This window comes from Arthrobacter sp. 01T428 (assembly GCF_056398685.1).
In genome coordinates this window covers 72,799-85,091 of the sequence record NZ_JBFTPW010000009.1, presented here as the reverse complement: position 1 = coordinate 85,091, position 12,293 = coordinate 72,799, and the positions used below count along the sequence as shown (strand labels likewise).

The 12,293-nt window shown below is 60.7% G+C and carries 11 protein-coding genes; all 11 read right to left on the bottom strand.

The window, feature by feature from the left end:
* Positions 1-35: 35 nt before the first annotated feature.
* Positions 36-902, bottom strand: a complete 867-nt coding sequence (locus AC1DJB_RS12445) for an ATP-binding cassette domain-containing protein (protein ID WP_476910336.1) — start codon at positions 900-902, stop codon at positions 36-38.
* Positions 903-905: 3 nt separating this feature from the next.
* On the bottom strand, positions 906-2,678 hold the full coding sequence (locus tag AC1DJB_RS12440; protein WP_476910335.1) for a dipeptide/oligopeptide/nickel ABC transporter permease/ATP-binding protein: 1,773 nt from the start codon (positions 2,676-2,678) through the stop codon (positions 906-908).
* A 2-nt stretch (positions 2,679-2,680) separates the two neighbouring features.
* A complete protein-coding gene (locus AC1DJB_RS12435; protein ID WP_476910334.1) occupies positions 2,681-3,622 on the bottom strand; it encodes an ABC transporter permease in 942 nt (313 codons plus the stop codon).
* Between the two features lie 69 nt (positions 3,623-3,691).
* On the bottom strand, positions 3,692-5,263 hold the full coding sequence (locus tag AC1DJB_RS12430) for an ABC transporter substrate-binding protein (RefSeq protein WP_476910333.1): 1,572 nt from the start codon (positions 5,261-5,263) through the stop codon (positions 3,692-3,694).
* A gap of 1,161 nt (positions 5,264-6,424) precedes the next feature.
* The gene (locus tag AC1DJB_RS12425) at positions 6,425-6,625 is read right to left on the bottom strand and encodes a ferredoxin (RefSeq protein WP_476910332.1); all 201 of its coding nucleotides are present in this window, start codon (positions 6,623-6,625) and stop codon (positions 6,425-6,427) included.
* Positions 6,626-6,672: 47 nt separating this feature from the next.
* Positions 6,673-7,881: a cytochrome P450 gene (locus tag AC1DJB_RS12420; protein ID WP_476910331.1), complete on the bottom strand. Its 1,209-nt coding sequence runs from the start codon at positions 7,879-7,881 to the stop codon at positions 6,673-6,675.
* A 127-nt stretch (positions 7,882-8,008) separates the two neighbouring features.
* Positions 8,009-9,193, bottom strand: coding sequence for an NAD(P)/FAD-dependent oxidoreductase (locus AC1DJB_RS12415; RefSeq protein ID WP_476910330.1), 1,185 nt, complete (start codon positions 9,191-9,193; stop codon positions 8,009-8,011).
* Positions 9,190-9,855, bottom strand: a complete 666-nt coding sequence (locus AC1DJB_RS12410; RefSeq protein ID WP_476910329.1) for a TetR/AcrR family transcriptional regulator — start codon at positions 9,853-9,855, stop codon at positions 9,190-9,192. Before AC1DJB_RS12410 ends, AC1DJB_RS12415 begins: the two co-directional genes overlap by 4 nt.
* Before the next feature lie 698 nt (positions 9,856-10,553).
* A complete protein-coding gene (locus AC1DJB_RS12405) occupies positions 10,554-10,898 on the bottom strand; it encodes a DUF202 domain-containing protein (RefSeq protein WP_476910328.1) in 345 nt (114 codons plus the stop codon).
* Positions 10,899-10,902: 4 nt separating this feature from the next.
* The gene (locus AC1DJB_RS12400) at positions 10,903-11,307 is read right to left on the bottom strand and encodes a YidH family protein (RefSeq protein ID WP_476910327.1); all 405 of its coding nucleotides are present in this window, start codon (positions 11,305-11,307) and stop codon (positions 10,903-10,905) included.
* Entirely contained in the window at positions 11,307-12,290 is a 984-nt protein-coding gene (locus AC1DJB_RS12395) for a formylglycine-generating enzyme family protein (protein ID WP_476910326.1), read from the bottom strand. Before AC1DJB_RS12395 ends, AC1DJB_RS12400 begins: the two co-directional genes overlap by 1 nt.
* Positions 12,291-12,293: the final 3 nt, after the last annotated feature.

The following is a 12,293-nucleotide window of genomic DNA, read 5'->3' as shown; positions in this document are numbered from 1 at the left end:
CCAGGCACCCGGGCGAGGTACTCGGCCGCTGAGTCTCAAGCGCGTGCCGCTCCTGCCTGCAGGTCCTGCTCGCGGTGCCGTTCCATCAGCCGGTGACGTTCTGCGCGCCGCTTCTCCTGTTCCAGAGGGTCGGCAATCGGAGCGGCCAGCAATAGCCGCTGGGTGTAGGGATGCTCCGGATCCGAGGTCACCTGCCCGGCTGATCCTGTCTCTACGATGTCACCCTTATATACGACACTTACCCGGTGGCTGACGTGCCGGACCACGGCGAGGTCATGAGACACAAAAAGGTATGCGACTCCTGTCTGCCGCTGAATATCTACGAACAGGTCGAGCACCCGCGCCTGCGTAGAAAGGTCAAGAGCAGACACCGGTTCATCACACACGATCAGTTTCGGCCTAGGTGCCAGGGCACGGGCGATGGCCACGCGCTGGCGCTGACCACCACTGAACTCCCGGGGAAGCCGCTCGATGGCGTCGACCGGGAGTCCGACCTGGTCCAGGAGCATTCCGACGCGGGCACGGGCGTCCTTGTCGGACTGGCCCTGCACCACTAGCGGCTCACTCAGGATGTCCCCGACGGTCATGGATGGATTGAGGGACGTGTAGGGGTCCTGAAAAACCACCTGAATATCCTTAGCCAGCTCCCGTCGCTGCTTCGGGCTGACATGAGTGATGTCTTTATCCCTGAACACAACCCTTCCACCGCTGGGTTTCACCAAGCCTAGGACCGCCCGACCAATAGTGGTCTTTCCCGAGCCCGACTCGCCGACGACGCCCAGGGTCTCTCCCTCGGCGATTGTCAGGGACACTCCATGCAGGACCTCGTGCGACTTGGCGCGGAAACCGCGGCCCGGGTAGGTGACCCGCAGTCCATCTACGTTGAGCAGGGTGCTCATCATCAGCTACTTTCGTACCGTGTCGTGAGCCGCCATGGGGGCATCCGAACGCACGGTGGTCTCGTCGAGGATTGAGTTCAACAACATCGCGGTGTAGGGGTGCCCTGGGTTCCTGAAAATGTCCAAAGCAATTCCCGTTTCTACGATCTCTCCGTTCTGCATAACGGCGATGCGGTCACAGATATCTGCGACGACGCCAAAGTTGTGCGTCACGAGTAGCACAGCCATGTTTAGTTCGGCTTGCAGTTCACGCAGCAGGTCGAGGATTTCCGCCTGAACGGTGACGTCGAGGGCTGTGGTGGGCTCGTCAGCAATCAGGAGCCTGGGTCGACTTGCGACCGCGCCGGCGATGAGGACGCGCTGGGCCATTCCTCCCGAGATTTGGTGCGGGTAGGAGTGGTATGTGCGCTGCGGATCCTGAATTCCAACACGTTTCAGGAGGGCGAGCACCCGATCTTTCGCCTCTTTGGCCGTCATGTTGGCAGATGCCCTAATTCCTTCTACCAGCTGATCCCCGACGGAGAAGGAGGGATCCAGGTTGGACATGGGTTCCTGCGGAATGTAAGCGATAGAGCGCCCACGTATGGCCCGAAGCTCCTTCTCGCCCAGTCCCAGTAGTTCTTCGCCATCCAGGGTGATGGAGCCGCGGGTGATAACTGCTTCCGGAGGCAGGACCCCCAAGATCGCGAACGCTGTCTGTGTTTTTCCCGACCCCGACTCGCCGACCAAGCCGAGGATCTGGCCGCCGTCGAGAGTCAGGTTTACTCCTCTGACAACCTCCTTCAGGTCTCCCGACGGGGTAGGGTACGCGATGGCCAGGTCCTCGACCCTGAGCAGTGGTTGGGCGCCGGTAGACTTTCGTGCATACGTCTGCGCCACTTGCTTTTTCACGGCTGGGCGTTTAACCGGTTTAGGCCTAACGCCTTCGAAAGCGTCCCGCAGCGAGTTCCCCAGCAGAACCAACGATGCTGTGATCACGCCAAGAAGCATGCTTGGCCAGAGGAACTGTGTCGGTTCTTGGTAGAGATTTAGGAATCCGTCTCCGATCATTACGCCGAAGCTGGGAATAGTGGTTGATCCAACGCCGAGGAAGGCCAGTCCTGATTGGAGGCCAATCGCTGAACCGGCAAGAAAGGCGGCGGCGATGATGATGGGTCCACGGACAACGAAGAGGACGTGACGGGCCAGAATTCGCAGATCAGAGAGGCCCGAAACTTTCGCGGCGTCCACAAACAACTCGTTCTTCACCCCAACAACCTGGTTCCGGACGATACGGTAAATCCCTGGAGAGAGCAGCACGCCATAGATGAGCATGGTGAAGCGATAGTCACCTTTGGTTACCGGCATGAGGATGATCAGCAGGAGGATGCCGGGGAAGGTCATGATGAGGCTGAAGACCCACTCAGTGACTCCTTGAAGCCGCCTTCCGTAATATCCACCAATAAGGCCAAAAGTCACCCCGATGGCCAGGGCAACGCTGGCACCGATCAGCCCGGCAATCATGCTGGTGTTGATGGAGTGGAGCAGACGGGTGAAAATGTCCTGCCCGTTCTGGTCACCGCCCAGGGGGTATCCTGCAGTTCCCATCGGGGCATTGATTGCGTCCAGAGATGCCTCGTTGGGTCCGTGTTGGGCCAAAAGAGGAGTCATTATCCCCAGCAGGGCAATGACCAGCAGCACTGATGCGGTGACAACTGCCTGGGGATCCTTCAGCAGCTTCCGCCACGCCGACTTTCGAGGCGCCGCCTTCGGTGCCGGGTCGACGATGAGTTCTTCCACGCTCAAAAGATTCTCGCTTTCGGGTTGAGCCAGCCGTTCACGAGGTCGACTACGAGGTTGATGCTGACCACCAGCAGGACGCTGAACAGCGTGACCCCCATGATGACCGTGATATCGCCCTGCAAGGAGGAATTGAAGGCAAACATCCCGAACCCGGGGAGCGCGAAGACCTTCTCAATGATGAGGGCTCCACCGAGCATGGTAATGAATTCAAAGGAAAGCACGGTGAGTGCCGGCCCGGCAGCATTCCGCAGCGCGTGCTTCAGCACAATGGAGCGTGTTGAAATGCCCCGGGTGCGCAGTGTGCGGACGTAGTCTTTGCGCAGTTCGTCAATCATGGTGCCACGTACTTGGGCCGTGATGTTGGCAGCGCCCCCGATGACCAGAACGATCACCGGAATGGTAATGGTGGCCGCCCACTTTGAGGGGTTCACGTTAAATGGCGTGTAGCCCGTTGCCGGCAGGAGGCGAAGATTGATGGCGAAAACCACAACCAGGACTATCGCGATCAACAAGCCAGGAACCACGTAGCCGAAAAGCGACGCTGCCTGCGCCAGGCGATCCGCCACCCCGCCACGGGTCGCGGCGACAACGCCCAAAGCAACACTGATGACGACTGTGATTGCCAGAGCAACGAGGACCACTGACAGCGTGACGGCCAGTCTTGACGCCACTGCCGGGCCTACCGGTTCACTCGTGAACAACGAGGTACCGAAGTCACCGCGGAAGACACCACCGAGCCAGTCAAGGTACTGGATCAGGACGGGACGGTCGAAGCCAAGAGCCGATGTCATCGCTGTGACGGCCTCCGGCGTCGCGGCGCTCCCCAGCCGCGCCCGGACGACGGCGTCAAAGGAAGAGCTAAGAAGCGTAAAGGTAATCAGCGTCACCAATAACGCGAGCACAATGCCTGCGCCCAATCGACGCAGAATGTAGGGAATCATTGGATGTCCTTAAAGAGCCGTGTGTGGAAGGGAGAGCCTTGGATTGACGTAATCCAAGGCTCGCCCTTTTCACTTCGTGGCGTTGAATGCCCGGATGGTGCTCAAGGTGTTTGAACCGTCACCGAGATACTCGACGCCGGCTTTTGTGGCCCAAATTGTGCCACTGTAGAATAGGGGCGCGTCCAACGCCTTGGCGACAACGAAGGCATTGATCTTCTTGTACAGCTCCGCAGCCTTAGCTTCGTCAGTCTCAACTCCCACCCTCGTCATGAGGTCCGTCAGCTCGGGGTACTTTGAACCAAAGGGGTTAAGGAACGCGGTGTCACTGAAGTTGTTCTGCAATTCCCGCTGGGTCACGTTAAGTCCATCGAGGAAGAAGATCATCGGGTATTTCTTGGACGAAACTGCCGCGGCAGCGTTCTGCGGGGGTACGGGTTCCCAGGTCACCCTGACGCCGATGTCGCCCAATGCCTGGGTGATCAGGGGCTCGAAGGACTTGGAAAGTACTGTCGATGGCATCGTCACGTCAAAACCGTTGGCATATCCGGCGTCAGCAAGCAGCTTCCTGGCCGCGGTCGGATCGAACTTGTACGATCCTTCCAACGCCGGGTCATAGGCTGCGCCCTTCGGGTTGAAAATCTGTACGGTGGCCTTGCCACCGCCTCGCAATACCTGCTGAACCAGCTTTTCACGGTCAAATGCCATGTTGATCGCCTTCCGGACCCGTTCGTCGGCAAGTGGCTTCAGAATTGTGCCGTTTCGGTCAGCAAGCACGAGGTTTGCCACAGCCTGAGCTTCCACCTTTGTCGTCTTGAACCCCGCGCCCTCAATCTGCTTGACCTGCGCGGCTTCGACATTGCCAGCGTCCAGTTCTCCTGCCTGCAGAGCATTGAAAACCGCCGTACGGTCTTGGATGACGCGAACAGTCACCTTTTTGAATGGATACGATTTCGCGTTCCAGTAGTCGTCCCTGCGATTAAGGACATAAGTCGTTCCGGCCACTGTTGCTGCCTTGTCCAAGATGTAAGGACCAGACGTTTTCGGGTCGAGGGCAGTCGTTTTGTCATTCAGGGTAGCCGGGTCGCCAATGACACCGACAGCAAGCGCCAGGTTCGTCAGCAACGCAGGCTCGGGCTGCTTCAGCTTAAGAACAACTGTTCTGTCGTCCGGAGCCTCGATCGAGGCCACAGCCGCGAGCTTGCTCTGCTGCTGGCCCGGGGTTGTCCTGGTTCGGTCAAGGGTCCCGGCAACATCCTTGGCGGTAACTGCATCGCCATTGCTGAAGGTCATGCCGGCACGAAGAGTGAGGGACAAGCTAAGGCCGTCATCCGAGAACTTCCAGCTTTCCGCAGCGTTCGGCTGGAGCTTTCCGGCGTTGTCGACGTATAGGAGCGTGTCGAAGACGGATCCCCAGACGTATGCTTGCTGGCCTTCCTGGAGCTGGGCGGGATCCAGGGATGCCGGCGCGGCCGTCACAGCAAGAGCGAGCGTGGCGTTTGAGGTCGCGCCGTTTGCGTTACCTGCCTCTTGCTGCTGTGTGCCCCCACCGCAGGCAGTCGACGTGAAAAGAACTGCGGCCGTAAGGGCCGTTGCTAGCCCGGAACGGAATCGCGATCGGGTCATGCGGGTGCGGGTGTCCATAAGAACTCCTTTGGTCCAGGGATTTGACGTCTTCAAGCGAGCAGTTAGCCAGATGGACGATCGCTCAAATTAGTGACGCACTGCTAATTTCACGCTGAGTAAAGTGAACCACCCTAGAGGTCGCTTGACAACCGATTGCCCGAACATTTTTCACCCCCGTCGCAGCGCCACGCGGATTATCGCCTTCCGACAGCCCCCTCGTTACGTGGCTGAGAAACACTTAGCTGCCGGTAGCTGGCAAGCTGCCAGCTTCCCTATACCGGCTACGAGCCAGCAGGCTGGAGTGTCTCCTGTTGCTCAATGCCCCACACTTGTCCGGCTGCGCCCCCAGATCCGGGAGCGCCTTCCGATTACTGGCGCCAGTTGATAGCGCGGCCCTCACACAAGCCCACCGACCCAAGGGGGCTGATCGGACTCATAGAAGGCGTTGGCTTTTTCCAGGAACCATGTTCCATGCGCGATAGCTGTGCTCGACAGGTGATTATCGCCGCTGTGATTCTGGACCGCCGGCCACGAAAGCGCCTATCGACCGCTTCTGATTTCTTTCGGATGCACCGAGGTTGATGCAGCCGGCAATGGAGAGCGCGGGCTTCGAAGTCCCCAAAATGAGCCGACGAGAATAAGTCTTGCAGTGCGAGGTGTTACGGCCCGGCGTTGAACCTCATGGCCCTACGGTTCCGGCGGGTGTGCCGGCAAGATTAGATCGCTAAATTGTCCCGCAACCACAGAGGCATCAATGCTGGGGTCAAAGAGCCACTGCAGCCGTAGCCCATCGACGATAGCAATGGATCGAACATGCCAACTCTATGTGTCCGTGGGGTGTGAGAACTCCTGCACAACGCGCCGCAGGCCGTCCTGCCTCCGTTTGAAGAATCCATGAGCAGGATGGGCGGGATCACTGGAAGTAGCGGCTAGTGCAGGCCAGTTTCTTGCCTGTTGGACATCCCTGGTATGAATGTTCGGGAGCAGTTCAAAGGCTTCCCTGCCGCTGGCCCCGCCAGAGATGGCCGCCTCAAGTTCGCGATGCTCCCTGAGCTCCTGATCTTCCAGAGCGGTAATAAGAAGTTCCTGCTTGCCGGAGAAATGAGAAGAAATTGCCGCAAACGGGCGAGGCAACCGTTGGGTCTCGCCCGTTTGCTGTTCATGTGCTGCTTGTGGTCCTCAATTGTGGACGTGGATGGCGAGGACCGGGCAGACGGCTGCGGCCTGGCGGACCTCGTCTTCGAGTTCGGCTGCGGGTTGTGGATCCAGAAGGACGGCGATGCCGTCTTCGTCCCTCTGGTCGAATACGCTGCCTGCGGCTGTGACGCATTGACCTGAGGCGACGCATTTGTCTTGTTCGAGGGTTACTCTAATTGCCATTTTTCAGTCCTACATTCTTGTTGTGTGTCGATGCTGTTGACGTGGTGCTACCAGGTGACAGGTAGTTCATACACCCCGTAAACGGAGCCGTCGTGTTTGAAGGGCACCTCGTCCAGGGGGACGGCGAGTTTCAGGCCGGGGATCCGCCGGAACAGTGTGCTGTAGGCGGCCTGGAGTTCCATCCTCGCCAGCGGCTGTCCGAGGCATTGGTGGACGCCGAAGCCGAAGGCGATGTGGTGGCGAGCGTCCCTACCCAGGTCCAGGGTGTCCGGTTCGGGGAAGGCTCGGGGGTCGCGGTTGCCCAGGTCAGTGGCCATGATTACTCCCTCGCCTGCACGGATCACTTGACCGGCGATTTCGACGTCTTCCAAGGCGACGCGCTTGCGGCCATCGTGGACGATGGTGAGGTAGCGCAGCAATTCCTCGACCGCAGAGGTGACCAAGGCCGGATCATTGTCTTCACGCAGGCGCTGGAGTTGGTCGGGGTGTTCCAAGAGCGCCAGGGTTCCCAGTGCGATCATATTGGCTGTCGTTTCGTGTCCGGCGACCAGCAGGAGGACTCCCATCATGGCGGCGTCGTCACTGCCCAATTCACCGGCTTCAACCCGCCGCGCAAGATCGGTGAACACGTCCTCGGCCGGCTCTTCTGACTTGAGCCGCAATAGCGCGTGCAGGTATTCAACGAGCGCCCCGACGGCCTGTCGCTGTTGATCCTTGCTAGCTTCACGGTTGATCAGGATCTTGCTGTTGGACTGGAAGAGGTCATGATCCGAGAACGGCACCCCGAGCAGCCGGCAGATGACGAGCGAGGGCATCGGGAGCGCGAATGCTTCAACAAGGTCCACCGGGGCGTCTGCCTCAAGCATGTCATCGAGCAGGTCATCGACGATCTGCTGCACCGCGGGCCGCATGGCCTCGACGCGCTTCACCATAAACGGCGCGGTGACCATCCTTCGCAGCCGGGCGTGCTCAGGGTCATCCATCAGGATGAAACTGAAGGCCGAGCCTGCTCCATCTCCGCCGCCGGGAATCGGATAGCCAGGGCGGGTGATGTCCGCGCTCATCCGCGGGTCACTGAGCAAGGCCCTCTGCTCGGCGTACCGGGTCGCGAGCCAGGGAGTGCTGCCGTCCGATAATTCCACGCGGGTTAGGGGAGCGGCTTGCTGGGCTGCAATACCTGCCGGGGGCGGATCGAAGGGGCACCGGGCTTCTCGCGTCATGGGAAACGGCTCAACGGCGCCTACGGCTTCTTGCATGGTTTGACTGCGGTCTTTAAACATGGTGTTCCTCCGGGTTGAGGCCGGGCGCATGGTTCGCCTGGCTCGGATTAACTTCTGGATTAGGAGTCTGCGGGGGATGTACAGAAATGGCTGTTGCGATTCGTTAGCTCACCGGCGCCATCGCTGCGTCGAGTTCTGCCCGCCGCAGACGTGTCTGTTTTGGCATGCCCCAGCCGAGAACACCGACTGGACGCTCCTCGTCAGGGGTCAGTGCGACTGCGACGAAGCGTTCGGACAGCTGGTCGCCGTCGGTGATGCGTAGCCGCGCGGTGGAAGGAATGGTGCCGTGGACCTGGATCCTGATGCCGTGCTGGTCGGTCCAGAAGTATGGGATGGGAGCGTACGGCTCTCCGGAGCCCAGGATGTCGGCGGCCACGGCGATTGCCTGCTCTGCGGCGTTGGTGCGGTTTTCCAGGCGGACGCTGCCAATGCCGGGGTGGTCCCAACGGGCAACGTCCCCGACGGCCCAGATTCCCGGCGCGGCACGGCAGAAAGCGTCGCAGACGACGCCGTCTTCGAGGTCCAGTCCGCTATGGGCAAGCCAGCCGGTGTTCGGTTCTGAGCCGATGGCGACGACAACCTCGTCAGCTGGTAAGTCTTCCCCGGACGACAGGGCGACTCCAGTGACGCGGCCCCCGAGGCTGCGGAAGGCTTCGACACGGCGCCCACCAAGCAGCCGTACACCAGCAGCTTCATGTTTGGCGGCAAGCAGTGAGGCGCCGAAGTGGCCTAACTGTGGGGCCATGGGAGCCAACGAATGGCCCACAAGACTGACGTCGACACCCAGGGTGGATGCGGTCGCGGCGATCTCGGATCCGAGGACGCCGTTGCCGACCACGACCAGTCGCCGTCGCGGTAGAAGCCGCTGTTGAAGCCGGAGGGCATCATCAATGCTGCGCAAAACGTGCACCCCGTCGAGGTCCTCCTGGCCGGGGAGCCGCCTGGGCGAAACGCCTGTAGCCAGGACTATCGCGTTTGCCGTCAGCAACCGGCCGGAATCCGTTCGGGCGGATCGGACTGCGGTCTCAAGGTGGTCAGCCCGTTCGCCCAACAACAACTCCGCGTCGAGCGCTCCGAGCGCCTCGTCAGAGCGCAGAACAGCCTTTGACGGCTGCCACTGTCCGGAGAGTAACTGCTTGGACAGGGGAGGGCGGTCGTAAGGGCGGTGAGGCTCGCCGTCCAGCAGCGTGAGTCGCCCGCGGTGCCCGCGCCGTCGGAGTGCCTCTGCCGTTGACAAACCGGCGGCCGAGGCGCCGACGATCAGCACGTCCTGATCAAGATTATTCATGGGGTTGGTCCTGTCGCGGTGAAGGGCGCAAGCCAGAGACCGGTGATGGCATCGACGAGTCCGGTGGCGGCGTCGGACCATGATGCACGGGGCGTGGGGCGGCCTTCGGCCAGGGCACGTTCCCGTTCTGCACAGGTGTGCATCAGGAGTTGCCTGACCATATCCTCACGTTCCGCCCGTACCTCGGCCGGCAGGTCTGGCCGGCTTGTTTCCAGGCCTTCCAGAACTTTGCGCAGTGTGTGATCCTCGAGGGCTTCCTGTTTCACCGCCGGCAGGAATTGGGGATCGGTCAGCATCTGGGCGCTGAAGCGGGCGAACCAAGTGGGCGTGCCCAGGAATTCAAGGTGCTCGGTGAGGGGATGGACAAGGCATGCAACCCAGTCCCTGACATGTGCGGAGCCAACGGTCTCAGCCAACATTTTGCTGCGGAGCCCTTCAATCGGGGCTTGGTGTCGCCTGGTCACCGCCAGGACGAGATCCTTTTTGGTGCCGAAGTGGTAGCCCACAGCTGAGTTGTTGCCCTGCCGCGCGGCGTCGCTGATCTGACGGTTCGAAACGGCGGTAATGCCGTGCTCGGCGAAGAGCCGCTCGGCCGCGAGGAGTATTGATTCCCGGCTGGCGTTCGCCCGATTGGCGCGAACCCCGTGTGCGTGAAGTGCCATGGTGCAGCTCCTATCGTGGGTTGACTAAATCCAACCGGTGGTCCTGACTTAAGTCAAGCAACTGACTTAAGTAACGCATTCCCCATGTTACCTGTATCCCCGCCGATTACGTCGCCGCCGACCTCGGCTGCTGCCCAGTCGGTGAAGTTGCGGCCGCTATCTGCGCGGACGGCATGATTCGGCGCGCGGGAATCGCATGCGTGGCCCCCCACCCAGCGCAAGCGCGGGCCACATTAGCCGAGCAATGAAGGCGCCTACTCATGCCACAAATGAAAGGGGATCCCGCGAGCATTTAACTGGCAACCTGCCTCGGCCGCAGCAAAGCCGTGCTTCGGATCACGGGGCCGGAAGTGGGGGCGACTTTCAGGTTATCCACAGCTTGGAGTCGGGAACCGTTGGGGTAGCTCCCTGGCAGCGGTAGCGGTGGCTAACCTATGGGAATTGTCCCCGGCTGTGGGCGGCGTCAGCACACCACTTCACGGTAGCGCGGAGACGTAATTCCCCCTGCTTCTGCAGCCCGCGGCAAGGAGACGCGTCAGGTTGGGGTGTACTTCACATTGGATTGATTGCTCTGCATTTTCTCGGCTATCCCACGAAGCGTCTCTCCCTAAAGGCGCGGGGACCTCCTACAGCGAGGCCCGGTGTTGTAAGGGCAGCCAGCGGACTCGCCGTCCCTCCCGGGGGAAGGACGCAAGAAGCTAACCGGCGAGGACGACGAGGATTCCAAGCGCTCCCAACGCGACTCCGGCGGAGGCTGTCCATAGTACCGACGGGATTTCTGCAACAACCTTCTCTTGAGAAATGCCACAGGAGCTGGCGTTGTAGCGTCGGCGTTGTGTGAGGTAGACGGCTGCGGCTGCGGCTGCGGCGACCGCGAAGGCGAACAGCGTGAGGATGGGGAACCCGTGGTGGGGGAGCCATCGAAGGAAGATGGCACTGACCGTGACCAAGGCCATCATTGTCCTGCCCCAGGCCAAAGATGTCCGTTCCGGCTGCAGACCCGGATCTCCATGGCTGCCGGCGGGGTGTCGGGATGTCGACATGGGTTCAGCGCCAGAGGATAAAGACCAGAACAGCTCCGGCGGCCAGCGCTCCAGCTCCGGCCAGGAGGGGAACAATAAGCGGTATCGGAAGGGGTGCCTTGTTGCGCATACTGCGCTCCACGCGGATCCATCGCACAGCGGATCCGGCACTCAGCAGCATCCCGAGCAGGAGCAGGACGACGGCCAGGCCTTTGCGGACGGGCTCGAAGAAAATGCCCGAGGTAAACGCTTCGATGGCGATGCCACCCGCCAGCAGAGCAAGGGAGGTACGGGTCCAGGCCAGGAAGGTCCGTTCATTGGCCAGCGTGAAGCGGGGATCTGGTTCGGTTCCCCCTGGAAGCAGCAGTTCGGCGATCTTCCCCCTCCTTGGGGGACCGGAATCCGCAGCGCTGATCTTGTCGTCGATCATTAACCAGTGGCCGTTCGGAAGCCGCAGTTGCTGCTGGAGGAGTCTGGCGTATTGGAAGTTCTGGCTGCTACCCGGTAGCGGTTGCAGTAGGAGTCGTGGCAGAGATACGAACCGCCACGCATGATACGGCCCTTGCCGATTGTGGGCCCTTGCGGATTTGCCGCTGGCGAATTTCGGTAGTACTTAGGCAGAAACCAGTCGGCACACCATTCCCAGACGTTCCCGCTGACCTCGTAGAGTCCATATCCATTTGGGGGGAAGCTCCGGACTGGGGCCGTGCCCAGGTAACCGTCGGATTGGGTGTTCACTTCTGGGAAGGTGCCTTGCCAGATATTGCAGTTGTGGGCCCCGTCAGCCCTAAGCAGTTCATTGCCCCACGGGTAGCGCTGTTGCTGCAGGCCCCCGCGTGCGGCGTATTCCCATTCAGCCTCGGTTGGCAGCCGCCGTCCGGCCCACCGGCAATAGGCCACAGCATCATCATGGGAAACCTGAACGACGGGGTGTTCGGGGATATCGGACCAGTGATGTCCAGGACCCGTCGGGTGTGCCCAGTCGGCTCCTCGGACCGTGAGCCACCACGGTGATCCGGATGCAGTTCCAAGGATGTCCTTCGTGCCTGCTTGGACGACCAAGTGGAAAACGGCTGAGGTGCGGTATTTCTCAGCTTCAGTCTTATAGCCGGTCGCATCGACAAAGGCTGCAAATTGCCGGTTTGTCACCGCCGTTGCATCCATCCGGAATGCTCCCAGCTCCACCTCATGGACCGGTAGTTCCCCATCAGCGATATAGCCCTCATCGAAGGCATCTCCCATGAGGAACACTCCGGCCGGGATCTCGACGTCGAAATGCCCAGTCGCTGCGTCGCCATGTAACGTTGCGGGCCACCCGGGTTCCTCGCGGCTCGGGCGATCCGTTCGTGGCGGTGAACAGCAGCTTGCCACAGGAAGCAGTGGCGTTTTATCCAGAGAAGTCTTGTCAGTCATATG

Excerpts from the sequence above, each read along its gene's own strand:
- AC1DJB_RS12395 (WP_476910326.1), bottom strand. The coding sequence starts at position 12,290 with ATGACTGACAAGACTTCTCTGGATAAAACGCCACTGCTTCCTGTGGCA.
- AC1DJB_RS12425 (WP_476910332.1), bottom strand. The coding sequence starts at position 6,625 with ATGGCAATTAGAGTAACCCTCGAACAAGACAAATGCGTCGCCTCAGGT.
- AC1DJB_RS12405 (WP_476910328.1), bottom strand. The coding sequence starts at position 10,898 with ATGTCGACATCCCGACACCCCGCCGGCAGCCATGGAGATCCGGGTCTG.
- AC1DJB_RS12400 (WP_476910327.1), bottom strand. The coding sequence starts at position 11,307 with ATGATCGACGACAAGATCAGCGCTGCGGATTCCGGTCCCCCAAGGAGG.
- AC1DJB_RS12415 (WP_476910330.1), bottom strand. The coding sequence starts at position 9,193 with ATGAATAATCTTGATCAGGACGTGCTGATCGTCGGCGCCTCGGCCGCC.
- AC1DJB_RS12435 (WP_476910334.1), bottom strand. The coding sequence starts at position 3,622 with ATGATTCCCTACATTCTGCGTCGATTGGGCGCAGGCATTGTGCTCGCG.
- AC1DJB_RS12430 (WP_476910333.1), bottom strand. The coding sequence starts at position 5,263 with ATGGACACCCGCACCCGCATGACCCGATCGCGATTCCGTTCCGGGCTA.
- AC1DJB_RS12410 (WP_476910329.1), bottom strand. The coding sequence starts at position 9,855 with ATGGCACTTCACGCACACGGGGTTCGCGCCAATCGGGCGAACGCCAGC.
- AC1DJB_RS12420 (WP_476910331.1), bottom strand. The coding sequence starts at position 7,881 with ATGCAAGAAGCCGTAGGCGCCGTTGAGCCGTTTCCCATGACGCGAGAA.
- AC1DJB_RS12445 (WP_476910336.1), bottom strand. The coding sequence starts at position 902 with ATGATGAGCACCCTGCTCAACGTAGATGGACTGCGGGTCACCTACCCG.